Source organism: Pseudobdellovibrionaceae bacterium, from assembly GCA_023898385.1.
Lineage (GTDB): Bacteria > Bdellovibrionota > Bdellovibrionia > Bdellovibrionales > UBA1609.
In genome coordinates this window covers 1,517,581-1,541,534 of record CP060220.1, presented here as the reverse complement: position 1 = coordinate 1,541,534, position 23,954 = coordinate 1,517,581, and the positions used below count along the sequence as shown (strand labels likewise).

Below are 23,954 nucleotides of genomic sequence, written 5' to 3'. Positions count from 1 at the left end.
AAACTCCATGCACGGGCTGTGTCGCGAAACCCAGTTGAATTTCTTTTTAGGCGACCTTGGGTTTTTGCCGAAAATCCGAGTCAAGTTCATCGATGACTTGTTCCCATTCAGTACTTTTTCCGTCAATGGCGAGTCCGAGGGAGTGGCCTTGTCTAAACCTGGGGTTCAGGCGAAGGTGCACTTCATGTTTGTCGTTCACTCGAACGACAAGATCTATGGAGCCAGAGGCGTTCAAGCCAGAAGGAATATCTATTCGCAGCCCGCCGCGGGAAACTTGCCGAATGGGCACCAAAGAACCTCCTGCTCGGGCCACCATTTTGACGTCATACCTCTGGTCGCGGCGACGATTGTCATACACGGCCATGTCGCCAAAAACGGGTTTGTACTCTTCAAGGCGATAGACAGACGCTAGATTTACTAAATCTTTGTCTGTCATTGTATTTCGCAGCGATGAGGGGCCGTTAAGGAGATAGTCTAAGTCTTCGGCCGAAAGTGTCGGCCAGTAGGCTAAGGGTCCTTTTTTTTCTGGAAAAATGAGTTGTGAAAAGGTTTCTTCAAACAAATAACGGTGAAGGTTTTGTTCTTTCGGCTTGTCCGAATACACCTGACCGTAGAGGTCGAGGGGATTGGAGAAATCTATAAATTTTCCGATAGCGGGGGCCTGATTGGCAAACTCATACTGTTCGTGGGTGGGTTGTTTGATTTCATTGTAAAGCATGATGTCGCGATAAAAGTGATCTTGTTTAGGGTTCACAGCAATGATGAGGCTGTCGCTGTAGGTGTAGTTGAGGCAAAAGTGGTAAAGGTATTTGATCACGGGAAATAATATTTGACCATGATGGCCGCGAAAGTCTTTTTTGATGGCAAGACCCGAGGCTTCCGAAATTCTCGAAAACTTCTTTCTGTAGGATGATAAATCAAATGCTTTGTCAGCCGGTAACCCCAGTGGGCTATCGGTAATTGTGCTGAGAGTGGCGATCACTTGATCATTCCAGTAAGCGATAAACGTCGTGGTACCCGGAAGCAGGTGATACGGATTAAGGCGAATTCGAGCTGCATTGGGTTTTGCATACCCCGCGTCCACATAAACATCGTGCAATAACTCATAGGCGGCGAGCCATTCTGGTCGGTTGGCGGCAACCTTGATTTTTAGCTCTTTGGGTAAGTCATAATCCAATAGTAGTCTCTGCCGTCGGCGTTCCGACAGGCAGATGATGTCGTCTGGCTTTTTGTCCATATCCTTAGCTCCTTGACCAAGCCATCGGTCGAGGTCGGAAGCGGATATGTCGTTTTTTGACCTAATTGATGTAAGTCACTGATATCAAAACACAAAGGGTTGGCCCCAAGGGATTGAAAGATCGACTAGAGATTGGGCAAAATATCAAACTTATTGGTCGGGCCCGCGGTATTGGGATGGGGCTGCATTTACATATCGTTTAAACTGCTTGTTAAATTGTCTGAGGTGTTTAAATCCCAGCGCATGGGCCGTGTGATTGACCGCTTGATCGTAAAGGGCGAGCATCCCGGCCGCATCAAAAATTCGCATTTTGTTTCGATAGCCAACGGGAGTGATGCCATAGGCTTTTTTAAAGGCTCGAGTCATAGCGGCGTGACTGCAGCCTAGCGACTCTGAAATGTCTTTAATGGAAAGTGGCTCCCAGATATTCTGAGTCATTAATTGACGAGTGCGTTTGGCTAACTTCGATGGAGTTTCTAGTTTTCCAACGGCAATTTTGTTTTCGCTTTCTCGCACATGAGCAAACACCTGATCTAAACTCACAGGCAAGGGGCCCCGCCATGGAAACGCCACAGGCTCAGAGGGGAGGTCCGAGGGGATCTCTGATTCAGAGAGATAGCCTTGCCATACAATAAAGTCTTTGTTGATCTCCCACTCTACAATAGAAAAGGGCGGGATAAAAATTCCCATGAGGCCTGCAAGTTCAATGCGTCGGCCTTTTCGGTGGGCAGCCAGTGTGCCGCTTGCTAAATTTGTAATGGCCAGGCTCCACACGCGGCCAAAGGCATCCACTTCTCGGGTGCCAGGTGTCCAGGCGTGCTCACGTTGAAAGTACATCAAGTTGTAATCCAATTTATAGTATGTGGTGGTGTAGGAAGAGGCACTCACCACTTTTGTTCGCTCCCTGGGAAAAGAAATATCAGGAACCGGAATTAGATTTTCGTTCAATAAGGCCATGAAAAGCTCCTTTGCACGAAAGGCTTTTCAAAATGCTACGCAGACTTTGTCGGTGGTTCAATGTTCCATTCAGGTGGGGCGGCGCAGAATGGCATTTGGTAGACGGGTAACCAGATTACAGCATGAAGCCCAACCTCGTTGAAATTTACTCGCTGGATTTGCCAAAACCAAATTAGCTAAGAGCGACTTCGGCCCGACTCATTTTATGCGGGACTAATTAGGCGGGTCGCTTTCGCGACACCGCCTAATTATTGGGAGCGTGAAATAGTTATTTTCAACAAAGATTGTCCAGATAGAGGAGACTTCGGCCGATAATCCGGAAAGGCCCGGACGTCTACCTATTATCTATTGTCGCTGATTTTGGCCTACGGGCTTGCATAAGGGTTCCATAACAAAAACAAAACAGCGTTAGGAGTCGCTTATGCAAGTAAAACAATTACAGCCCGTGCACATAGATCACCTGAACCACATCTTGCGGGTGAGACATCGTCTCATGGAAAAATTGGGTCTCACCATGGTGCCACCTATTTTTCAGTTGGGGGATGAAGTGATTTTTATCTATGGACCGCGTGACCATCATTATGATCGGGGAGTTATCGTTGTTGAAGAAATGAACTTCGTCACAGTGCGAACACCGCAAGGCCGCGAATACAGCGTGTCCCCCTTTGCCCTTATACCCTTACCTGAACCGCAAGGCGGCTGAGCGCATTAGAATGAAAGCAGAGTAGATTTAGGAGGCCCCGAACCTTTAGCTTTTGACGCTAATCGGGCTAATCCAGGGCTTACGGCGATAATTACTGACCAACAATGTTGGGTGGTTGATTCGCCTTGGTCTAATCCGAAGAGCGAAAACTAATTGAAGCCCCCTGTATGGCAGGAATTTTAAGTCATTCAATCGATATTGTCGAGCCTGTCAATTAAAATTGACAGCCATAGAGTGTGTGACGTAATATGCCTTTAGTGGTTAAGCGGCGCGAAGCCGTGTACTACAAGACAACGTGCGGTAAAGAGCCTGTTTATGATTACCTGAAGAGGCTGGAGGATCCTGTTGGGCGGGCGAAGATTCAAATTAAAATTTCTAGGGCTGAGCGTGGAAATTTTGGGCAAGAAGGGAAAGGATACCGCCATATAGAAGGAGACATTTGGGAGCTGAAAGTTGATTGTGGGCCAGGGTATAGGGTGTATTTCGCACTGGACAGGGACGAGCTGATTTTGTTGCTGGCTGTCGGAGATAAAAGGTCTCAAGGTTTAGACATAAAAAAAGCTCAAAAATACTGGGCAGGTTATAAGTCTAGGAAATGGAAATGAAATATAGAAAATTTAAAGATGCACTTGTAGAGGATTTGAAAGATTATGAGGCCGCCAAAGCGTTTTTGCTTTGCTCTGTAGAAGAAGATGATGATGAATTTCTGCTAGACGCCATACGACTTATTGTAGAGGCCTGGGGGCCATCAAAAATAAGCGAGATGGCTGGTGGAAGTCGGCAGAAATGGGATCAAATTAAGAATCCAACCTATCAAACTGTTTGTAGTTTTCTTGCAGCGTTTGGCCTTAAGCTAGGTGCGGTTGAAAGCTCGAAATCGGCGTAATTTGTAAGAATTTGTCTGTGGATGTTAGGAGGTAACAGTCGGCGCAGAATTTTGATAGTGATTGGCGCTCAGGATTGGGTGAGGATATCGTAAATGGCGTGAAGAACTCTGCCGTAGGGTTTTCCCAACAAAACTCGCGGCAGAAGGTATCCGGCTAATACGATATAAATGATCCACGAGTAGGTGCTAATCCACATGCGGGCTGCCCAGCCATTGGCCTGCGATTGTCTCCAGCTCCTAAAAATAAAAAATCCAAGAAGTAGAACGAATTGAGCGAGAGCCAGCTTTTTCCAATCCATCCGATCAGCCAACTCCAAAACACTCTCCTGCACATTTTTATCTGATGAGACTTTCAGAAGTGCTCGGAAGGCCGGGGTGTCGAGGCGTTTTACAAGTTGTTGGTAGGTCTCGAGGTTTTTTTGCAGATCCTCCATTTGTTTGGCCATGTCTTCTGGTGTGGCTGGCGGAGGAGTTGTGGGGAGCGGCTCTTGGGCCATACTCCAGTTCGCTAAAAACAAGCTGAGCCATAGAGGGGCTAAAATTAAACGAAGCTTTTTAGAATTCATGGTAACCAAAAAGTTTTCTGCTCTTTATAAGCTTGCACACTTTATCCGGAACATATTGCTCCCAGCGAGAGTCGCCTTTTTCCATCATCTTTCGCACGTCGCTGGCACTCACTGAGGTGTCCACATCATCGCAATCTAAAATATCTAAAACCGATTTGTTTTCTCTTAGATATTGGTATAGCGGTTGTAATTTTTCGTCTGGGAAGAACGAAGCGGCGGTTGAACAGGTGTCTTTATTTTTAAAAGGATAGACATAAATTCTGGAGTTGTCGTCAAACAGGTCGCCAAAGGCTCCCAATATGCCTCCGCGCGACTGCTTGTAGGCGTCTTCAGAAAACAGTGCCGGCAAGGAGGCTGCACCAACGATAATGGCTATGTGCTCATGGGTGCAGCGCCGCAAGTACCTGTTCAATTGCGAATATAAGGGGTAGTTTGTGACCAGCACGGGGTAGCCTAGAGCACAGATGGTGTCGACTCTTTGTAAAAAGTCTTGATAATCTATGTGACCCTCTTGTTTGAGATGTTTCATGGTAATCTCAAATAGTGTGATGAGGTCTTTTTCTTTTATCCGACAGTCTTTGATAACTTGATCTTTGCCTCGTGTGATGATTTCAAGATTGGTCATCGTCAATGGGCGAAAAGCGCCGCGCTCGACGAGGACTGACTTGCCATAGAGGGCGTCGGTCAGTTGCTGAGGCTCCCCATTGGGCTGGAACATCACCGCCTTCGTCAAGCCCTGTTTGACCAGTTCCAAACTCAATATTCGATCATCTATGTGATCCACATCTTCACCCATAAATCGAATGAAATCTATTTCAACTCGATCAAACCCTAGGTTTTCAATTAAAGACGCTACAAAATCAGGACCCATCTCACTCAAATAAAAGGAGCCGAACAAAAGATTAACGCCTAATATCCCCAGGGCTTCTTGTTGCTGTAACCGCATTCGATCATGCATATTCACATGAAGGATAACATCATTGGTTGGTCCACCAGGCCGGGTTTGAAAACGCACTCCGGCCCACGCATGAGAAGACGAATCTTCTTGGTGACTGGAGGTCGCCACCGTATTAGCAAAAACAAAAAAACATGAGTCACTGCCACGAGTGTCTTTTAAACGCTCTTCGAGCAGTTTGTACTCGTGATCGAGCATTTTGTTAAGTCGCTGATGGCTGACAAATCGGGATCCTTTACCATAAATGGCATCACTAAAAACTTTGTCATAGGCAGAAATAGTTTTGGCTACGGTATTTGACGCATGACCTGCTTGAAAAAAGTGTCGCGCCACTTCTTGGCCAGCGCCAATTTCTGCAAACGTCCCGTATCGAATGTTGTCGAGGTTGATAGTGAGTGCTTTTCTGGTGGTAGAGAGATACTCATTTTTCATTTTTTACTGACCTTCGCGCAAGGCTCGACGCAAAATCTTGCCCACGTTTGTTTTTGGCAGTTCAGATCTAAACTCAATGAATTTCGGTCGTTTATAGGCAACAAAGGATTTGTTGCAGAAATCTCTGAGTTCGTCTTCCGTCAACGAGGGGATCTTCTTCACAACAAATAACTTCACGGCCTCGCCGGATTTTTCATCAGGTACCCCGACTGCGGCCACCTCCAAAACCTGTTCGTGTTTTGCCACAACGTCTTCAATTTCATTGGGGTAAACATTAAATCCTGAAACCAAGATCATGTCTTTTTTGCGATCCACAATTTTAATAAACCCTTTGTCGTCAATCACTGCTATGTCGCCCGTTTTTAGCCAGCCATCACCTAACATAACATTGGCCGTTTCGTCATCGCGCAGCCAATAGCCTTTCATTACCTGTGGGCCTTTTATGCAAAGTTCGCCAGGTTCTCCCATCGGGACTTCTCGATTGTTTTCATCAACCATTTTTATTTCAGTCGATGGGACGGGCAGACCAATGGAACCGACCTTGTCTGTTCCATCAAGGGGGTTGACAGCTGCCACTGGTGAAGTTTCTGTAAGGCCAAAACCTTCAATCACTTTTGTGCCGGTGACTTCAAACCATTTTTCAGCGACGGCTTGTTGCAAGGCCATGCCACCGGCCACACTAAATTTCAACGTAGAAAAATCCACTGTTTTGAAATCGGGATGGTTCATTAAACCATTAAACAAGGTGTTCACCCCAGTGATTAAAGTGAAGGGCTGTTTTTTGAGGGTTTTTATAAAGTCGGGGATATCTCGTGGATTGGTGATGAGCACGTTTTCAGCTCCGTAACTCATAAGCGCAAGACAGTTTACGGTGAGAGAGAAGATATGATAGAGCGGCAATGGTGTAATAACAATCTCTTTACCAGACTCAAGAAACGGAGCCAGTACGGCCCGGATCTGTTGCATATTTGAAGTGATATTTTTATGGGTCAGCATGGCGCCTTTTGAAACGCCGGTGGTGCCGCCCGTGTACTGGAGAAAAGCCAAGTCTTCGGGGTCTGAGTCCACAGGAGAATGTGGGCGGCCGGCGCCGATGTCTAAGGCTTCGTAAAAACTCATGGCCTCCGGCAAATTATAAGACGGTACCATTTTCTTTAAATATTTGACGACGGCATTGACAAGAAGGCTTTTGGGCCAACCCAGTTGGTCGCCCAATTGTGTGACCACAACGTGTTCAATTGTGGTTTCGCCAAGGATGTGTTCGAGTTTATCCGCAAAGTTGGCCAAGATAACAATGGCCTTTGCACCAGAGTCATTGAACTGATGTTTCATTTCACGATCTGTATATAGCGGGTTAGTGTTGACGACAGTGAGTCCGGCCTTCAGGGCGCCAAACAGGGCAATAGGAAATTGCAATACGTTGGGCAGCTGAATGGCGATGCGATCACCCTTTTCAAGGTGACAATGGTGTTGCAGGTAGGAGGCAAAGTCGTCGGTGAGTTGATTGAGCTCTCCATAGCTAAGCCGACCGCCCATATTAGAAAACGCCGTTTGTTCACTAAATTCAGCACAGGCTTGATGGAACACATCAAGCATATTTTTGTATTGATCGGGGTTAATTTCGTGGGGAACGCCTTCGGGGTAGTTTTTAAGCCAGATTTTTTCCATAGATGAAGTTACCTCAGTTTGTTTTTATAAAAGCTAACATGAAGGTTACGATGGGGAAAAGGTTAAAAACTCGATGACGCTCAGAGAGTGGTTTATTGCGGTGATATTTTAAAACATGAGTCGCTTCAGCCAAGGTAGTTTGTCCGCATAAGGTGGGTACCTGAGGCTCGGGTCGATCCATGTGGGGCTATTTACAATGGTCTTAAAGTGGGTGAAGCATTTGAATCCCTCATACCCGTGATAGGCTCCAAAACCGCTGGTGCCTCGACCGCCAAAAGGCATTTCAGGCGAGGCCGTTTGCAAAAGTGTATCGTTGATGCATCCGCCGCCAAACGGAACTTCATTAACGATGGTGTTAGTAAAACTCGAGTCCTTTGAAAATACATAAAGTGCCAGTGGATGAGGATTGTGTTTGATCAGCTGAATGGACTCTCGAAGGGATGAAAAGGGCAAAAAGGGAAGAAGCGGGCCAAATATTTCTTCTTTCATGATGGGGGAGTCTATGGAGACATCAGTCATCAAAGTCGGCGGAATGTACAGACGGTCTTTTTGAGCTTGGGCTTTACCACCGGTAAAACATCTTCCAGAGGACATAAGACCCAATAGTCGGTCATAATGGGCGGCGTTGACGATACTGCCATAGTCGGGGTTGTCGTACGGGTTGCCTCCGTAAAACTCTTCCAGCACGCTGGCGCAAAGGGCTAAAAACTCGGTGTAAACTTGCTCGTGAACCAGGACGTAGTCCGGCGCCACACAAGTCTGACCGGCATTGGTGAACTTGCCCCACATTAATCGTTGTGCCGCGACTTCCAGGTCTGCATTTTTGTCGACGATGGCGGGGCTTTTGCCTCCTAACTCAAGGGTCACCGGCGTTAGATTTTCGCTGGCTGCGGCCATCACTTTTTTTCCCACCTGGGGGCTGCCGGTGAAAAATATGGAATCAAATGCATGTCTCGTCAGCGACGCGGCCACAGTGGCATCACCCATGATGACGCTGATTAATTCTCTGGGAAAATTATCATGAATAATGTCGGCCAACACTTGGGCTGAGCGTGCGGCCCATTCCGAAGGTTTTAGGGTGACCACGTTGCCTGCAGCCACTGCCGAAACAAGGGGGGTGAGGCTGAGATTGAAAGGGTAGTTCCACGGCGACAGGATCAATACATGCCCTAAGGGTTCAGGCATCACACGAACCGGTAGGCCCACTAGACCTCGTTTTAAACGAAACCGCTTAGGTTTTGTCCATTTGTTCAAGTGTTTTCGAGTAAAGTGAATCTCTTCTTTGACGGGAAACAGTTCGGTGGCCTGACTCTCAAAGGAGGACTTGCGTAAATCTGATTTTAAAGCCGCTAGTATTTGTCCTTCGTGTCGACTGAGTAGTTGTCCCAGTTTTTCTAAGTGTTTTTTGCGCACCTTAAGATCTTGGGTGTGGCCATGTTCAAAGTAATTTCTTTGATCCCTAAAAAGGAGGTCCATTGGCGTTGCCATAAAGGGCCAAGCTCCTGCGTTCATTGTTGCTGAGAGTTACGAGCTGTGACATCGTGACACCCCGACGGCGCGCTCTTCTCATCCCATTGTGCGGTTTTATTCGAGTCGATGCCAAAAGAATGTGAAGTTTTCGACGCAAAACATCTAAAAAGGGGTTTTGGGGAGGTTGGCTCAACGCCGTTGATTGCGTCGCGTCGTTGAGCGGCCTTCTGTTAGACGTGCAGGTTTGCTGAAAAAGTCTTGTTTTCGATGAGGGGAGGCAGTGATAATGGTTCCTTTAGTCGATTGCACGTGGAGGGCATTTTCATGAGATTACTGGGTTTAGTCATATTGGCATTTGTGGCTGTCGTGGGTTGTTCGAGTAATCCACACAAGGCGGAGAAAATTGAAACAGAAATGAAGAGTGAAAATAATGTCAGTGGTGATACCAAATTGGGTATTAAAGATGGCAACCTCGTGGTTCAGCGCAAGGTCGAAATGAACGAAGAGCTTCGTCGTTTGCAAAATGAGGTATATAGCCTTGAAGACCGGGTGTACGGCAACCGTAAATTTGGCTCAAAGGGGCTTTATGGGTCGCTTAAGACCTGTCGGGTGGATTTGACGAAAAAAGAAAATGGTGGCACCGGTAAGCTGATGTGGACAGAGCCCATGGACCGAGTGACTGATAAAGAAGAAGAGTGGGAAGTGGGCATCGATGAAAGAGACAAAATTGTAGGCGTTTCTGAAGAATTTTTAAAAGATCGAATCAAAAGATTTAAGGGCTATAAGCAAACCCTGCAAAAGCGCCAAGACGAATACGAAGAAAAGCTAGAGATTTGCGATGCCGAACTGGCCTCTCGCAAGCATGATACGGCAAAAAAGGCGGAATCTACCGACAACTGATTGATGGTACTTATCTTGCAGAAAAAAGGGCATGAAGCAGATATTGGCTTTGTGCCTTTTTTTTATCTTTTCTCAGGTCGCGTTGGGTTCAATTTGCAACGATATCTTGTCGAACAGCACGGTCAGGCCACTGGATCCTTATAAACCTGGGGCCAAGGGTTATTTAGTCTTTGAATTGCCACTGCATCGGCATCACAAAAAAATTTCCATAGCAGCCTGGAAGAAAGCCCTTCACAAATATGCCTTGCATTATGGCGAGGAGTCGATTGAGGACAATCGGCGATTTATTTCTGTGGCGTTGATGGCGCCCCGCGAGGGAACTCTTAGTGGGCGATGGGTCTATCTTTGGGGCCAACTTTTTCAAGAAAGACTTAAGGGGCTTGGCTTTTCAGAGAAATCTACTGATTTAACGCCCTTCTATGATTTAGCCGGATCAGTGGGTACGGTGGCCGAAAAGGTACTGGGTGATCTTGAGGAGTTTGGTCACACCCACTGGCAGACGCGGCTTGTTTACAGTGAGCCTTTAAGTGATTCTGATGAGTTTGTTGGGCGAGCGGCATTGAGTGGGCCCGATTCATATCTCCGGGTTCTGGTACCTTTATTCGGAGATAATCCCGTGATATTGGCCAGTCATGCTAATACTGCAGAGGAGGCATTGGCCGCGCCCCAGCTTGTACAGACGGGTTCGGAGGCGGCGCTTTTGACCTGTGCCCAGAGAGAGAAGCACCTGGCGGCATTGACTAACGGAGTGGTCGGGCCGGGAGCCTGCAAAGCCCATTTTCAGTACCCACGCTCTCAAAATGCGCGGGCCTACTTGGTTATGGATTTTAAGTAATAAGTGTTATTAATTTTTTGCCTGATTGGCCACCGCAGCGGCAGCTTTTTCTGCGGCCTCTTTATCGCCAAGATAGTAATGCCGGATGGGTTTCAAGTCTTGATCCAACTCATAAACTAGCGGAATACCAGTGGGAATATTGAGTTCGGTAATGTCTTCGTCAGAGACATTATCTAAATGTTTAATGAGCGCGCGGAGGCTATTGCCATGGGCCGCTGCGATGAGATTGAGGCCGTCGCGAATCTCTTCTGCAATCACTTGATCCCACAACGGCATGACCCGCTCTTTTGTTTGTTTCAGGGCTTCGGCGGCTGGCAACTCGGACGGTGGAACATCTCGGTATCGGGGGTCAAATGCTGGATGGCGGTGATCGGTGGACTCTAAGGGCGGCGGCGGTACATCGTAGCTGCGACGCCAAGTAAACACCTGATCATCGCCGTATTTGTCAGCGGTTTCCCTTTTGTTGAGTCCCTGTAGGCTTCCGTAGTGGCGTTCATTCAGACGCCAGTTTTTAACCACAGGAATGTACATTTGATCCATTTCTTCTAGAACCAGCCACAATGTACCGATGGCTCTTTTCAAAACGGAAGTGAAGGCAACATCAAATGAAAACCCTTCGGCTTTGAGGAGGCGACCGGCTTGTCGCGCTTCTTCGCGGCCCAGATCACTGAGGGGCACATCCGTCCAGCCCGTAAAACGATTTTCTTTATTCCATTCACTTTGCCCATGGCGCAGAAGTACCAATTTATGAATTGTCATGGCGAAGCCTTTCTTGTTGGATCAAAAAGAAATAGTCAAAATTGATGGAGCTGTCGAGTCCTTTACGGTAAGTCTGGTAAAAGCTTTGACAGTGCAAGACCGCTGTCCTAGTTCTATTCCCTAGCAAGTGCCGCCCCGCATGGTTTAGGTGGGGTAGAGAGGTAGATCAATGGAAACTGCAAAAAGTATTAGGTGGTGGGGATTGGCCTTATTTGTTGTCGTAGTCGGATTGACTCGTTTGATTCCGCATCCTCCCAACTTCACTCCCGTTCTTGCTGTGGCGCTATTTGCTGGGGCAAAATCACGATCCCCATTTTGGGCCGTGGGTTTACCGGTTCTTGCAATGTTATTGGGTGATTTATTTTTAGGCTTTCACTTGTCTATGGTGGCCACTTATTCGGCGTTGGTGGTTATTGCGCTTTTCGGACGGGCCTGGTTTAAAAAGGGTCCATCCAGCGGTGTGCTGAAGGTAGTTGCGGGTTCTTTCTCGGCCGCTTTGTTGTTTTTTGTCATTACGAATTTCTTTGTCTGGGCCACAAGTGGCCTTTATGTCAAATCCGCCGAGGGTTTAGTGCAATGTTATGTGGCAGCGTTGCCGTTTTTTAATCAATCAATGATCTCTACACTTTTATACGCATCAGGCATGTTTGCGGTTTGGTCGCTTGCAGAAAAAGCTTGGCCAGAACTGTTTCTTGTTCCGCAACGTCTCGTCACGGACCAAAAATAGAGAGTTTTTAAATAAGTAGCCCAGCGATGGTGGCCGTGAGAAATGCGGCCAGACTACCGCCAATCACCGAACGAATACCCAGCTCGGCGAGGTCTCGTCTTCGTGAAGGAGCTAGAGCGCCAATGCCACCCAGCTGGATGGCGATAGACGAAAAGTTAGCAAATCCGCAAAGGGCATAAGAGAGTATGATGGTGGTTCGCTCGCTAATGTGGGCCATGACTTGCGATAAATGCAAGTAGGCGACAAACTCATTTAAAATAATTTTTTCTCCCAATAGGGCACCTGCTAATCCGGCTTCCTCCCAGGGGATTCCCATAACCCAAGCCAGTGGGGCAAAAAACCAGCCTAAAACCAACGACAGGCTTAGTTTTGGATCGGAATTGGTTTGCAAAAGTTTTGGCACCAAATCCTTGCCCCAGTTTGAAAATTGAGTCCAACCCCCAATAACTCCCAGCAAGGCGTCTACAGCGGCAATGAGTGCGATAAATGCCAGTAACATGGCCGCCACATTCAAGGCGAGTTTCAGCCCTTCAGCGGCGCCAGAAGCCGCGGCCTCAATGATATTGTGGTGCTCCCGATTTTCGGCAGGTGTCTTTGGAACATCCCCTAAGGTTTCGGGGATTTCTTTTTCGGGAAACATGATTTTGCTAATAGCCAAAGCCGCAGGGGCCGACATCACACTGGCCGTGAGTAGATGCCCAGCAATATCTGGGATAGTGTCTTTTAGTAGACCCACATAGGCAGCCATAACTCCGCCGGCTACTGTGGCCATACCACCTGTCATTACAGCAAAGAGTTCTGATCGGGTGAGTTTTTCTAGATAGGGCCGAATCACTAAAGGTGCTTCGGTTTGGCCAACAAAAATATTAGCAGCCACTGATAGTGATTCAGCACCACTTGTACCCAGCACTCGTTGCATGATGTAGGCAATGCCGTGCACGATTATCTGCATAAAGCCAAGGTGATAGAGAATCGACATAAAGGAGGCTACAAAAATAATTGTGGGTAGAACTTGAAACGCAAAAATAAAACCCAATTTATTTGAGTTGGCGAGATCACCAAATACAAACTGACTGCCTTTATCTGTAAACGCCAGCAGCGCCATGATACCGTCGTTGGCGTAGTCAAAAACAAAACGAAGCACCCCGGGCACTTCTAATGCGGGAATTCCTAATACAGAAAGAGCTAGCACCGCCTGCAGGCCAAGACCCCAAAATACAACAGGTCCGCGAACGGCTTTGCGGTCCGTCGACAACAACCAGGCTACCCCAATAAGGACTACGACTCCGATTAGGCTTGCTACATAACGCATAAACAGCAGCTAACTGCCGTCGACAAAAAGGGTCAAGTGTTATTCAGGTAAATAATCAAAAACTTCACTGATTTTAGTGACGTCTTCGCCGCGGCATTGGTCATTCTCGCAGACTCGCGAGACGCGGCAATTGCCTTTAAAAGTGAAGTCAGTTTCACCGCGCACTAAAACGCCCATAACCTCATGGGTTTTGGCATTGAACACGGCCGAACCGCTATTGCCTTGGTAGGTGTCGAGATTGGCAACAAAGTATCCTTCTTTATCTTCGCGAACCTGTGCGCCCGAGGCTACTTTTGTGGGCAGTCCTGATGGATGGCCCACAACGATGAGTTCGGTAGCCGCTTTGGTTTTTGACGACGAGGCCATGGGTAGGGGAGGTCGGTCGACCACAGGACGGTCAAGTGTCACGACGGCAAAATCAGCTCCTCCGACTTCAGCTTGTGAGTGAACTACCTGTTTGCAGCTATAAACTTTTTCTTTACTAGTTTCTAACGGCCTGGTGGAAGGCGCATCAAGCGCAAAATCAAAGACAAACAGGGTGCGATTGCAGTCGCTTTCAGATCGAATGCAGTGGCCAGCAGTGACGATGGTGTTGGGTGTAACGAGAAATCCAGAGCAAAATGCGGCAATGTCTTGTTCTCGAAAGGGTTCTTCAGGACACAGGTTATAGCGCTGTCCGAAGTTTTGCCCCGTAATGACTGCTTTTGAGCTTTTATCTGAAAAGTACACCCGAGAAGAATTTATTAGGGCCACAGTTGATTGCGCAATAAGAAGTGTTTCAAGTTCGGCCACATCATACAAATCAAGGCGGTTGTCGTCTCCGTAAATGACATCTCTGTTGATTTTGGATGATAAAGCCACATGTGAGTTCACTGCAGCTAAGTTTGCGGGTGCACAACCAAGCAGATGAAAAGCCAGGAGCGTTCCCAGCAATAAGCCAAGGTCCTTCATCGGATCTCCTCAAGTTGATTAAGGTCCACTGCCGGCTTGGCATGAATAGGCCATTGTCCTTGGCTGAGATCAGGCGAGTTGGCCTTCACTCAAGAGCTCGTCGGTACCATTCGGGCGGGCTCTGAAGCGCTGGGCACCAAATCTGGCCGATGGTCTTAGGATAATTTTCAGGAGGCTGGATCTTAGTAAGTGGAGATGGTAGGTGTTAGCGCCATGAAACTAGGTAATATCAGTGGCAAAAACTAAATCGAACAAAGCCGACAAAGATGTGAAGCGAGGGCCTGAGGCCTTTACTCGGTATTATGAAGGCGTTTGGGGGGAACGGTGGATTAAGTTGAAGGCGTCGTTGCAACAGCCATCTGCAAAAGTATCGTTGCCGTCGCCATTTTCTGATACTCGCTCATTACCCTATGAACTGGACCCGGCATCATTGATGCCGGCCGCTGCTTTGCAAGTCAAACCAGGCAATCGCGTTCTAGATATGTGTTCGGCTCCTGGCGGTAAGGCATTGGCCATGATCTTTTCTGTGGAGGGTGAGGCCAAATTTGTGCTCAATGATTTGTCTAAACAACGTTTGTCTCGGCTTAACCGAGTTTTAAAAGAACAGCTGCCTGAAAGCGTCCTGTCACAGGTTCGAACCACTCACTTTGATTCTAGCCGGTGGGGGATGTACGAACCCGAGGCCTTTGACCGGGTGCTGTTAGATGCTCCTTGTTCTGGAGAGCAACATCTATTGAGTCGGCCGGCGGAATTGGCGCAGTGGTCATTGAAGCGGACAAAGTACTTGGCGCAGCGACAGTACGCACTGCTTTGTGCTGGCGTGCAAGTGTTGAAACCAGGTGGGCGTTTGGTTTATAGCACTTGTACAATTTCTCCTCTAGAAAATGACCAGGTGATATCAAAGTATCTAAAAAAGAAACCAAACACAGTGACAGTCGAAAGAGTGGGATCTGAATGTGGCGAACCAACAGAGCATGGTTGGATCATCTTGCCCGATCAATGTCAGGGGCAGGGGCCCATTTACTTTAGTGTTCTTCAGAAGGTTCCAATAGAAAAGTGAAAACTCTTTTGAGGTTCTAGGTCGTCGGGTGGATTGACCTCATATCCGAGGTCAAGGCTTACCGGGCCAACTGGTGTATTAAAACGAAATCCAAAGCCAACGGCTTGCCTGAGAGCCCCTATTTGAGTGAAATCACTGTCAGCCACGTTTACTTGGCCGGCATCGTAAAATACAACTCCTCCAAACATGCCGTAAATCGGAAAACGCAATTCTGATTTGAGCAAATAATAGTTGCTGTTAGTTTTCACCAAAGTTCGTTCATCAAAATCACTAAATTGACTTGGGTAAGGAATTCGGTTGTCGTAATCGCGCCCACTGAAGGCCCGAATCGTCGAAGCGCCGCCGAGGAAGAATGAATATTTGAGGGGCACGCCACTTCCATCAGCCGGACTAATATTTTCAAGATACCCGCCACGTACGGAGTTGGCCCAGATAAATCGGGGCGAGCCAAGCCTGAGATACCCTGTATGAGATGCCTCACCTTTGAAAAACTGAATATTCTCAGAGCCACCAAGTGAAGGATCTGAATAGTCTAAACTAAGTCGCGTTAAAAACCCTTTAGTGGGCAAAAAGGGATTGTCGCGAAAATCAACATCAATACTTGGACCAATAGTGACCACTTGGAACACGGAGGGCTCGTACACCACAGGCGGCGGGTCGGGATTTTGAAAAACCCGAGAAGAATCTAAGTTCCAAAGAGTCCAAGTGAATTTTACCCGTTCGCTGAGGTCCCGTTCAATAAACACATCAATCTCGTTGGACTCAGTGATTTGGGCATACTTATCCGTGTGGTCTCGGGCATCCTGAGTGCGTGACAAGTTGAGGCGTCCACGGTAGAGGGAGCCAAATAAAAATGGTTCGAGGTATCCAACTATAATATCGTTTTCAGGATATTTGTTTTCTCGTTGAATGTTGGTGGCAATATCAACTCGACCCGTGATAGCTCGCGCAGTCCCATTAATGTTGCTATATGAGACCCCAGTGAAGCCTCTCACTGTCAAATCCGATTCTCCGCGACTCAGTACGCCCACGCCGAAGCGAAAAAGGCCGGGGTTTCTCTCAACGACAGTAATTAGCACGGTCCGCTGCGACACCATGGTGCCCGCTTCGATTGTTCGAATATCGGTCTGGGCGAATATACCAAGTCGGTTAATTCGTGAAATCGATTCTCGAATTTTATCTGGCAACAATAAGTCACCAGCGTCGAAGCTCAAGTTTCGCAGAATGACGTAGTCTTTTGTAAAGCCGTTGCCTTCTATGACGATGGATGAAACATAGATTTTTGGGCCTTCGTAGATTTCAAATTTTACGTTAGCCAGCGACCCGGTGTCGTTGTACGACACAAGGTCTGTGGTTTTATTAGTAATATTTGCTTCAAGATAGCCTTGGTTTTGGTAGAACTGCTGAATCATTTGAATACTCGCATCCAGCTCATTGAGGCGAAGGGGGGCATTGGGCGAGAGGGTGATCTCATTGAGTAAGATTTCGCGGGAAAAGTTCTCGTTGCCAACAAATGAAATCTTTCGGACCTGGGTAAGTGGGCCTTCATCAATCACTAGCAATACTTTTACGACAGATTTTTTTTGTTCGTACTCAATTCGGGCAGATTGAACTTTGGCTCTTACATACCCTTCGTTGTGAAGAGACGTGATGAGATTTTTGTAGCCAAGGTCCAGATCGTTACGATTGTAGTATCCAGTTCGAACCAAGGAGGTGCTGTTCTTCTTTACGAAATTTTCATAAAATTTAGATGGCCTCGAAATTCTTCCAGAGACTTCAATTTCTCGGATGCGTACTTTAGGTCCTTCGTTGATGTCTATTTTTAATTGTTTAACAAAATCTTTTTGTTCATCATTAATGGTGTAAGAGATCTGCACATGGGCAAAGCCTTCAGCGAGATAGTATGCCTTTAGGTTTTGAATAATCTTTGTCGTGGGGTCGTCGCCTTCTCTGTTGATTTCGTCAATTTTAAGGGCTCGAAGCAGTTCTGATGTTGAGAAGCTGTCATTTCCGTAAAAAATAAACTCAAATCGGTAGGGATTATTGAGCGTGTATTTTAGGGTTGCCTTTGTCTTGTCAGAATTGTACGAGATTTCATCTTCAGCCAATTGCACTTGAAGGTATCGCTTGCCCGTAAAAAAATCGTCTATTCGTCTTTGTATGCCTTCAAGTGTTTGGTTTGATAAGGGATCGCCAATAAATCGGTCTAATGATTTGTTAAGGTTATTAATAAGTTTAGGGTTTTCACCGTTTATGGAAATTCTTTGTATTTCGCACTGAACGCCTTCAGATAGGCTGAAGTGAATATCCATAGTTTGGCTGTCAGCAGGTTTGAATTCAACTTCCACCTTTGTTGAAAAATACCCCATTGAGCCGTATTTGTTTTTTAGGCGCTCACCAGCTGTAACTACTTTTTCTCTGTCAAATTTCATGTCCGCTTTAAGACCCAGGGCGATCATGATTTCTCGTTCTGTAAAGACTTGAGAGCCGCTGAAGGTGATGTTTCTAATTTTACTCAAGGGCGTGGCTTCGACGATCAAGTCCCTTCCGGATTGGCGGTAAACTCTGGCGTGTTCGTATAGGTCAGAAAGCATCAGTATTGTGATTATTTTGTCCACGCTTTGCATTGACCAGCGGCCGTTGAATGCTTCTGGAACCTCTTTTTGAATGGCTTGTTGCTTATCCTTAGCGACACCTTTGAACGTGATGGCCGCCAAAGCAAGGGGGCAATACACGAAGGCCAGGGCTACGAGCCCAGTCAAAAGCGAATGTTGAATGAGTTTTAGGTGTTTACTTAAATTCAACTTTGTATTCCAAATCTACGCCAACTTTGTTTTCCGATTCTGAACTGGCATTTTCACCTTCGTAACCCTCCCAGGTTCCGACCACAGAAACGGATCGATTCAACTTATATTCTACTTTCACATCATTTGCAGTGGATTTGCCGAACGATCGACTGGCTGCCGCGCCAAAACGAGGACTCCATTGTTTTTTGATAGTCACTTTTGTTTCCGTATCATTTGCGGCGGCATCAAATGTAGAAGTGATATCAAGTTCAACGCCGAGCTGCTCTTTGATTTGTTTTCCAAATCCAAATTGATCGGCAATAATCCCTGATCCAATCTGGTATTTGTCTATATCACCGCTGGCGCTCCCATCTGAGTTGTCGATGACGCCAAGGGCCAGCAAGGAGATGATTTTGTGTTCGGCCAGAGGCGGTTGACTGCTGAGGGTGATTTCCGGCTGTGTACCAGTCCCTTGCACAAGAAGTTTAATGTCATAGTTATCCACGCGGGATTCGGCAGTTACGAGAAGGTTAGGAGCCTCTGGGCGAGTGTCGTTGTAATTAATTTGTCCGGTGCGGATTTCAAACTGATTGGATCGAAATGCCACTTTACCGTCCACTCCTGTGGCCAATGAACCTTTTAACTTTGGTTGGCTAGGCGTGCCGTTCACTCGAATTTTCCCCGTGATGGGAGTGTTGATGTCCAAGCCGCCCAGTTTCAACTCAACAGGAAGTTCATTTCTTAGTGTCACGTTGAGATCCAGTTCAATGGGTTCAAAATTTTCTTGCAACAGAAATTTTGGCAAGAAAGAACTTGGCTGAATTGTGAGAGGTTGGCCACTGCCGGTCGCAGAAAGATTCTGACTGACTTGACCGCCAGTGACTTCGTAATTGGTTTTCAAAGTGTAGGGAAACCATTCGCCAGTAAGGGAGACATCTCCAGACCCTCGAGTGATAAACCCATGGGGAATGTTGAGTTCTGCGTTTTCGAGTCGACCGCCGATGTTGATATTCACTTTCTTGATGCCCTCAAGTCGAACGGTTCCACTACCTGTGAGCGCACCCCCGCCCATTCGGCCTTTGATGGCATTTAAAAGAATTGTTTTTTGGCTAAAGAGAATATCTGAGTTGAGGTCTTGTATGGCATGGGGGAAATCTTGAAATCGCACCAATGCATTTTGTACGTAGGCGGATCCTAAAATATTTGGGTCGTCCACTTTTCCAGCTAATTTTAACGCCAATGATAGATCGCCTCGAAGGTCATCTAAAAATGGCGTGGCTAGTGACACCAATGACAAATCCACACGGCCATTTAATTCGAGATCTAACCCTTGGGGGGTGCTGGCCGGAGATTTGAGCTCCAGAAAGCTATCTTTGCCTCGAATCACCCAATTTTCGGTGGTGAAACGGCGATTTTGGTACGAAAGCTTCATGGCTCCTTCTGATTTCATTTCCACAGATCCGCGACGAATAAAAAAGTCTTGCACAATCATGTCGGCTTTCGCATCTATAAACTTTCCATTTAACGATTCAATTTTGAGATCCGACGTCATTTGCGTTTGAAAGGCCCCCTCTTTTGACGCCCCCGAAAAAAGCGCAAACAATCTGGTGAAATCCCAATCGTTAGTTTTTAACGCCAGCGAAAGAGGTAGACCCTCTCGAAGAGGGTAGCGAAAGTCAGTGGTGACAACATCGCCAAAAAATTGCCCCGATCCGGAGATGGATTCGGTGTTAATTGCCAATTTGAACGTGGAGTCTTCTGCAGGCAGTCCCCCGACGATCACCTTACTGATTCGCCCCTCAGTACTTGATTGAGGCTCTAAAATATGTCCCTTGAGTTGAGATGAAAAATCAAGTTGTCCGGCAGCAGCGACCTTGAGGCGAGAGAGATTCTCTGATTGTTCTAGTCGAATGTTTTTGCCGACGAGGCGGGCATTTATTTGAGCATTGGGGTAGGCCTTACCGGCCAACTCTATATGACTGGCGCCACGGGTGATTTCCACTTTACGCGTGTCTACATAGCCATCTTTCGATTCCACATTGAAAATAAACTGATCAAAAGATTCATTGGCAATATGGCCACGATAGAGAGCAGAGTCCAGCGTATAACTGAGACGACTGAACTCGAGGGGACCTGAGGCTCGCAGTGTGGCAGCGCCCGTGCCAGAGATGCTAAAGGGTAAGGTGACTTGTCTTGAAAAAACATCCAGCATGTCTTTGCTGTCAACAAAGGGGAATTCCGCATTGACGAAAATACGATTGCGAAGCAGGTTGATAGAGACGTTTCCGTTGTATCGGGTTGAGCCGTAGTGAGAACGCAAATTTCTAAAAGCTAAAATGCCTTTTCGGTAGCGAACTTGAAAAGTGGGGTCGCCAAGCCCCCAGTCGGCAAGCCACATGTCCTTCATTTTCGCCGTCATTTCCATGGTGGCTGTGTGACTATTGCCTTTGGTGACGCCCTTCAATGAGCCAGTCCCTTCAAATTTTATCTGTGCTAAATTTTTTAGATCAGCGAAATTAAATTTAGGACTGCCATATTCAATATTAAATCCTTTTTCAAAATCAATGGTTCCAGAAGAGGTCCCGATGCTATCGCCCACGGTGAGGCCACCATTGTAAGAAACGGCCTTGTTTGTAACCTCCACTTTGCCACTGACTTGGTAGGGGCCGGTGTTAACGATATTAAAAACGTCATCGCCCTCGCCTGAGTAGACATTTAAATAATCTGAGTTGATCGTGCCAGAACAAGACAGAGCCAGCTTTGGGGTAATTGAACCAGAGCAAGGCAATGTACCTTTCAGATGGGTTTGCACAGGCACCTCGCCAACACCGAGTGATCGTAGAAGCTTTTGTATTTCTAGAGATTGAATGTTCACGTCACCGGCAATGGTGGACTCCTTTCCGATTTTCAAATCAATCTTCTCAACACTGACTTCGCCAGCCGAGTTTCGAATTGAAAAAGTGTCAATTGTGGTTTGGGCCTCTGAGACGGATCCGGAGCTTTGCAGTTGTCCCACTTCAAATTGGTCGATTTTAACTTTGTAGGTTTTAATGTCATACTTAAATTCGGGTCGTTGCCCTTTTTTCATTTGGAGGGCGAGGTCAAGCTCTGTGGATCCTTTAACTTGAGGCCATTTTGTTTGGGGATCAAACTCAGCCAAGAGGGCCTTGATTTCACTTAATAGCAATTGGCTTCTTGTTTTAATTTGAATGTCGTTGAAATCTAATTTTGAGGTGTTTCCCAAAAGTGATCCTACTCCCACAATGAAAGACTGATCTCTTTGGGCTTTAAATGCCGAAATGTAAACACCCTTTTCATCTGCTAAAAATTCTGTGTCCAAAGACAAGCTCACGGTGGGGTCGGCCTTGGTTTTTTTAATCTTCAGCTCGGGCGTTTTTAGGCGGGTAGTGATTGATTTCGGTCGAAACTCAAGAGCGAGATCTAAGTCTTTCACCTGTGCCGACACTCCAGCGTCGTAGGATCGTGATTGCACTGTGATTTTGTTCAGTTTGATTTCGTCCAGTGGGATCTTCGCAATTTGGGCCCAAGAAAATGACATCGGTTCAGGGGGAGCTTCTTTTTTGGCTTTTTGAAAAAACTGGATGTTAGAGTCTGTAATTTCAAGGGTGCCGACGCGAAGAGTGCCTTTTAACAAAGAGAATAGGCCTAGTGAAATATGCACTTCTCCGATGGCAAATGGCGCCAGTTCAGTCGCCAGCTCACCATTTGGGATCATGTCTACTTCGGTGAAGCGAGCACCCAGAGGAAATATCGTAAACTCAACAGCTTTTGGCCGTATTTGAATGGGGAGTTGTTTTTGAGTGGCATGTTCAATCTCAATCAGCATCCAAGTCTTGAGGCGAGGAACATGATAAGTTTTGAAAAAGCCTATCGCCAACGACAGCAATGCGAACACTAAAATTGGCACAGCCCAGTTGAAATAAACCCAAAACTTCTTCATGCCTTTTGCTCCTGCCAAGCCAACAACAGCGAGTGCGATGATCTGTAGTGTGGCCTCATGTTGACCACACTACCTAGCAGTTCAATGGCTTCTGCCGTTTTGCCAAGGCCACGCAAACACTGTGCACGCAAGTATACACTAGCAAAAGTGGTTTCGGGATCATTCTGATATCGAAGTTCAAGGTTTTGTATCCACTCTAAGGCATCAACATAGCGTCGGCAGTTCACCAACAGCTCCGCTTTGAACCAATCGGCAGCAAGTCCTGATGGGGCATAGCTTAAAATAATTTCAGCTGTAGCAAAGTCGCCGACAAAATGTAAGCCAATAGCAAGATCATAGGCCTTGTTGTTATCTACTTGCGCGATCTCTTCTGCGGTTTGGCGCCAAGGGGCCAGCGCCACCAGTTCACTTTCAGAGAGTTTCAAATGTTCTTTGTCGTCCAAGTCGGCACGCTCTTTCGATGCGTACCTGTGTTCGCCAATAATGGTTTGGGCATATCGGAGAGAAAATTCAGTATGTAGCTTTTGGACGTTGGAATCATCTGGAAAAGCCACGGCCAAATCTTCAAGAAGCTCTTTTTCTTGATCCACCATGAAGTTGTTTTGGTAGTAGCTGAGTTGATCAAGCATTTCATTTTTATTGCGGGCCGTCTCTTGAGTGCGAATTTGGGCCAACTGTTTGCGAATTTCAGCCACCTCGGGAAATTTTTTATCCAAATGGTGTTGCTTCACTAGCTCAAAAGTGGCTCGTTGCTCACTAGCACCGCGCAAGAACTGCTGTACGATATGGCTGTTGACGGGGATTTGGCAGCGGTGAATCAGCTCAATCAGTTGGGGCCACGGCACTGGCCGTTTCAGTTTATGCCAACTTTCAATGGCACCCCAAGCTTGTTGATGCAAACCCGCATTAATTGCAAAGTTGATGAGAGCCGTGAATCCGCCTTCGATGTCTTCTTCCCGCTGAGTCAGGTAATCAAATAGCGCCACAAACACTTGATGAGGTTTATGGTGCTGGAGAAGCAACGTTTGAATTTTGGTTTCAATTTTTTCGCTCAAAGCCGTGCTGCCTTCTAGTTGCCCAAATCAATATTATCCGCTGGAAAGACCGAGGCGGCGAGGCTTGACGCCTCGAATTATGGCTTAGGAGGAGGGCTAGGAAAAGCTTGCCTGCATTCTATTTGCCGGTGCTCACGCGCTCCATGTACTCGCCCGTACGGGTATCCACTTTAAGCACATCTCCCTCATTGGTGTGGAGAGGCACCTGCACCACATGTCCGGTCTCTAAAGTCGCGGGTTTGGTGGTGTTAGAAACAGTGTTTCCCTTTAGTCCGGGATCCGTTTGCACGACTTTTAGTTGGACGGAGTTGGGCAGTTCAACGCCCACAGCTCGGTCGTTGAATAAACAAATTTTTGTGGTCAGATTTTCGGTGAGAAAATGAGCTCCATCGGCAACGACCTCTGCACTGAGTGTGAGTTGTTCATAATTACTTTGGTCCATAAAGTGGAAGCCCGAGTCATCTGAATAAAGATAATCCATGTCACGATAAACCACGTCGGGAACTTCAAACTTTTCACCCGATTTAAAAGTTCGCTCGAGGTTGGATCCAGTAATTAGGTTTTTAAGTTTTGTTCGAGTGAATTGGTTGCCTTTGCCGGGTTTTACGTGCTGAAAATCAACAATCGTGTAGGGTTCACTGTCGATGAGAAGTTTCAATCCCTTTTTAAAGTCGCTTGTGGAGTGCATGATTTCCCTTTTTCTGAAGTGGCAAATGTGAACGCCGCTTTTGTCT

Annotated in this window: 20 protein-coding genes; 7 read left to right on the top strand and 13 right to left on the bottom strand. The window is 46.8% G+C overall.

Annotated elements, in window-relative coordinates; genetic code table 11:
* Window positions 1–46: 46 nt before the first annotated feature.
* Together H6626_06825 and H6626_06820 are read right to left on the bottom strand one after the other, a co-directional pair.
* Complete coding sequence (locus H6626_06825) at window positions 47–1,237, bottom strand: hypothetical protein (protein USN48797.1); 1,191 nt, start codon at window positions 1,235–1,237, stop codon at window positions 47–49.
* Window positions 1,238–1,387: 150 nt separating this feature from the next.
* Window positions 1,388–2,194 carry a helix-turn-helix transcriptional regulator gene (locus tag H6626_06820; protein USN48796.1) on the bottom strand — a complete coding sequence of 269 codons (807 nt, stop codon included), beginning with the start codon at window positions 2,192–2,194 and terminating at the stop codon, window positions 1,388–1,390.
* 421 nt (window positions 2,195–2,615) lie between these two features.
* Between H6626_06820 and H6626_06815 the strand changes: the two genes are divergently transcribed.
* From H6626_06815 to H6626_06805, 3 genes are all read left to right on the top strand, one after another.
* A complete protein-coding gene (locus H6626_06815) occupies window positions 2,616–2,897 on the top strand; it encodes a hypothetical protein (GenBank protein USN48795.1) in 282 nt (93 codons plus the stop codon).
* A gap of 248 nt (window positions 2,898–3,145) precedes the next feature.
* The gene (locus H6626_06810; protein USN48794.1) at window positions 3,146–3,502 is read left to right on the top strand and encodes a type II toxin-antitoxin system RelE/ParE family toxin; all 357 of its coding nucleotides are present in this window, start codon (window positions 3,146–3,148) and stop codon (window positions 3,500–3,502) included.
* Window positions 3,499–3,783 carry a hypothetical protein gene (locus H6626_06805; GenBank protein ID USN48793.1) on the top strand — a complete coding sequence of 95 codons (285 nt, stop codon included), beginning with the start codon at window positions 3,499–3,501 and terminating at the stop codon, window positions 3,781–3,783. The genes H6626_06810 and H6626_06805 overlap by 4 nt, the downstream gene beginning before the upstream one ends.
* A 68-nt stretch (window positions 3,784–3,851) precedes the next feature.
* Here H6626_06805 and H6626_06800 read toward each other — a convergent pair whose 3' ends face one another.
* The 4 genes from H6626_06800 to H6626_06785 all read right to left on the bottom strand — a co-directional run bounded on the left by H6626_06800 (window position 3,852) and on the right by H6626_06785 (window position 8,892).
* Entirely contained in the window at window positions 3,852–4,349 is a 498-nt protein-coding gene (locus tag H6626_06800; GenBank protein USN48792.1) for a hypothetical protein, read from the bottom strand.
* Window positions 4,339–5,736, bottom strand: a complete 1,398-nt coding sequence (locus H6626_06795; GenBank protein USN48791.1) for a hypothetical protein — start codon at window positions 5,734–5,736, stop codon at window positions 4,339–4,341. The genes H6626_06800 and H6626_06795 overlap by 11 nt, the downstream gene beginning before the upstream one ends.
* Before the next feature lie 3 nt (window positions 5,737–5,739).
* On the bottom strand, window positions 5,740–7,404 hold the full coding sequence (locus tag H6626_06790) for an AMP-binding protein (protein ID USN48790.1): 1,665 nt from the start codon (window positions 7,402–7,404) through the stop codon (window positions 5,740–5,742).
* A gap of 108 nt (window positions 7,405–7,512) precedes the next feature.
* A complete protein-coding gene (locus H6626_06785; protein ID USN48789.1) occupies window positions 7,513–8,892 on the bottom strand; it encodes an aldehyde dehydrogenase family protein in 1,380 nt (459 codons plus the stop codon).
* Window positions 8,893–9,198: 306 nt separating this feature from the next.
* Between H6626_06785 and H6626_06780 the strand changes: the two genes are divergently transcribed.
* Complete coding sequence (locus tag H6626_06780; protein ID USN48788.1) at window positions 9,199–9,774, top strand: hypothetical protein; 576 nt, start codon at window positions 9,199–9,201, stop codon at window positions 9,772–9,774.
* Between the two features lie 31 nt (window positions 9,775–9,805).
* Window positions 9,806–10,609 (top strand): hypothetical protein, encoded by an 804-nt coding sequence (locus tag H6626_06775; protein USN48787.1) that lies wholly within the window; start codon window positions 9,806–9,808, stop codon window positions 10,607–10,609.
* Window positions 10,610–10,618: 9 nt separating this feature from the next.
* Here the strand turns inward: H6626_06775 and gpmA are convergent, their stop codons facing one another.
* Window positions 10,619–11,362 carry a 2,3-diphosphoglycerate-dependent phosphoglycerate mutase gene (gpmA, locus tag H6626_06770; GenBank protein ID USN48970.1) on the bottom strand — a complete coding sequence of 248 codons (744 nt, stop codon included), beginning with the start codon at window positions 11,360–11,362 and terminating at the stop codon, window positions 10,619–10,621.
* A gap of 175 nt (window positions 11,363–11,537) precedes the next feature.
* Here gpmA and H6626_06765 point away from each other — a divergent pair, with 175 nt between their 5' ends.
* Complete coding sequence (locus H6626_06765; protein ID USN48786.1) at window positions 11,538–12,095, top strand: hypothetical protein; 558 nt, start codon at window positions 11,538–11,540, stop codon at window positions 12,093–12,095.
* 7 nt (window positions 12,096–12,102) lie between these two features.
* On the opposite strand, the gene H6626_06760 is transcribed toward H6626_06765, so the two are convergent.
* Together H6626_06760 and H6626_06755 are read right to left on the bottom strand one after the other, a co-directional pair.
* Window positions 12,103–13,407 (bottom strand): NupC/NupG family nucleoside CNT transporter, encoded by a 1,305-nt coding sequence (locus tag H6626_06760; GenBank protein ID USN48785.1) that lies wholly within the window; start codon window positions 13,405–13,407, stop codon window positions 12,103–12,105.
* 39 nt (window positions 13,408–13,446) lie between these two features.
* The gene (locus H6626_06755) at window positions 13,447–14,358 is read right to left on the bottom strand and encodes a trypsin-like peptidase domain-containing protein (protein USN48784.1); all 912 of its coding nucleotides are present in this window, start codon (window positions 14,356–14,358) and stop codon (window positions 13,447–13,449) included.
* A 268-nt stretch (window positions 14,359–14,626) separates the two neighbouring features.
* On the opposite strand from H6626_06755, the gene H6626_06750 reads away from it, so the two are divergent.
* Window positions 14,627–15,418: an RsmB/NOP family class I SAM-dependent RNA methyltransferase gene (locus tag H6626_06750; GenBank protein ID USN48969.1), complete on the top strand. Its 792-nt coding sequence runs from the start codon at window positions 14,627–14,629 to the stop codon at window positions 15,416–15,418.
* Here H6626_06750 and H6626_06745 read toward each other — a convergent pair.
* From H6626_06745 to efp, 4 genes are all read right to left on the bottom strand, one after another.
* Window positions 15,394–18,222, bottom strand: a complete 2,829-nt coding sequence (locus H6626_06745; GenBank protein USN48783.1) for a BamA/TamA family outer membrane protein — start codon at window positions 18,220–18,222, stop codon at window positions 15,394–15,396. The two genes, H6626_06750 and H6626_06745, sit on opposite strands and share 25 nt — an antisense overlap.
* The gene (locus H6626_06740) at window positions 18,209–22,165 is read right to left on the bottom strand and encodes a translocation/assembly module TamB domain-containing protein (protein ID USN48782.1); all 3,957 of its coding nucleotides are present in this window, start codon (window positions 22,163–22,165) and stop codon (window positions 18,209–18,211) included. The genes H6626_06745 and H6626_06740 overlap by 14 nt, the downstream gene beginning before the upstream one ends.
* A complete protein-coding gene (locus H6626_06735) occupies window positions 22,162–23,220 on the bottom strand; it encodes a hypothetical protein (GenBank protein USN48781.1) in 1,059 nt (352 codons plus the stop codon). The genes H6626_06740 and H6626_06735 overlap by 4 nt, the downstream gene beginning before the upstream one ends.
* Window positions 23,221–23,338: 118 nt before the next feature.
* Window positions 23,339–23,908, bottom strand: coding sequence for an elongation factor P (gene efp, locus H6626_06730; protein USN48780.1), 570 nt, complete (start codon window positions 23,906–23,908; stop codon window positions 23,339–23,341).
* Window positions 23,909–23,954: the final 46 nt, after the last annotated feature.

Coding starts and splice junctions, on each gene's coding strand:
- H6626_06825 (USN48797.1), bottom strand. CDS start 1,237: ATGGACAAAAAGCCAGACGACATCATCTGCCTGTCGGAACGCCGACGG.
- H6626_06780 (USN48788.1), top strand. CDS start 9,199: ATGAGATTACTGGGTTTAGTCATATTGGCATTTGTGGCTGTCGTGGGT.
- H6626_06740 (USN48782.1), bottom strand. CDS start 22,165: ATGAAGAAGTTTTGGGTTTATTTCAACTGGGCTGTGCCAATTTTAGTG.
- H6626_06820 (USN48796.1), bottom strand. CDS start 2,194: ATGGCCTTATTGAACGAAAATCTAATTCCGGTTCCTGATATTTCTTTT.
- H6626_06785 (USN48789.1), bottom strand. CDS start 8,892: ATGGCAACGCCAATGGACCTCCTTTTTAGGGATCAAAGAAATTACTTT.
- H6626_06760 (USN48785.1), bottom strand. CDS start 13,407: ATGCGTTATGTAGCAAGCCTAATCGGAGTCGTAGTCCTTATTGGGGTA.
- H6626_06795 (USN48791.1), bottom strand. CDS start 5,736: ATGAAAAATGAGTATCTCTCTACCACCAGAAAAGCACTCACTATCAAC.
- H6626_06775 (USN48787.1), top strand. CDS start 9,806: ATGAAGCAGATATTGGCTTTGTGCCTTTTTTTTATCTTTTCTCAGGTC.
- H6626_06805 (USN48793.1), top strand. CDS start 3,499: ATGAAATATAGAAAATTTAAAGATGCACTTGTAGAGGATTTGAAAGAT.
- H6626_06815 (USN48795.1), top strand. CDS start 2,616: ATGCAAGTAAAACAATTACAGCCCGTGCACATAGATCACCTGAACCAC.
- H6626_06790 (USN48790.1), bottom strand. CDS start 7,404: ATGGAAAAAATCTGGCTTAAAAACTACCCCGAAGGCGTTCCCCACGAA.
- H6626_06755 (USN48784.1), bottom strand. CDS start 14,358: ATGAAGGACCTTGGCTTATTGCTGGGAACGCTCCTGGCTTTTCATCTG.
- H6626_06765 (USN48786.1), top strand. CDS start 11,538: ATGGAAACTGCAAAAAGTATTAGGTGGTGGGGATTGGCCTTATTTGTT.
- H6626_06800 (USN48792.1), bottom strand. CDS start 4,349: ATGAATTCTAAAAAGCTTCGTTTAATTTTAGCCCCTCTATGGCTCAGC.
- H6626_06810 (USN48794.1), top strand. CDS start 3,146: ATGCCTTTAGTGGTTAAGCGGCGCGAAGCCGTGTACTACAAGACAACG.
- efp (USN48780.1), bottom strand. CDS start 23,908: ATGCACTCCACAAGCGACTTTAAAAAGGGATTGAAACTTCTCATCGAC.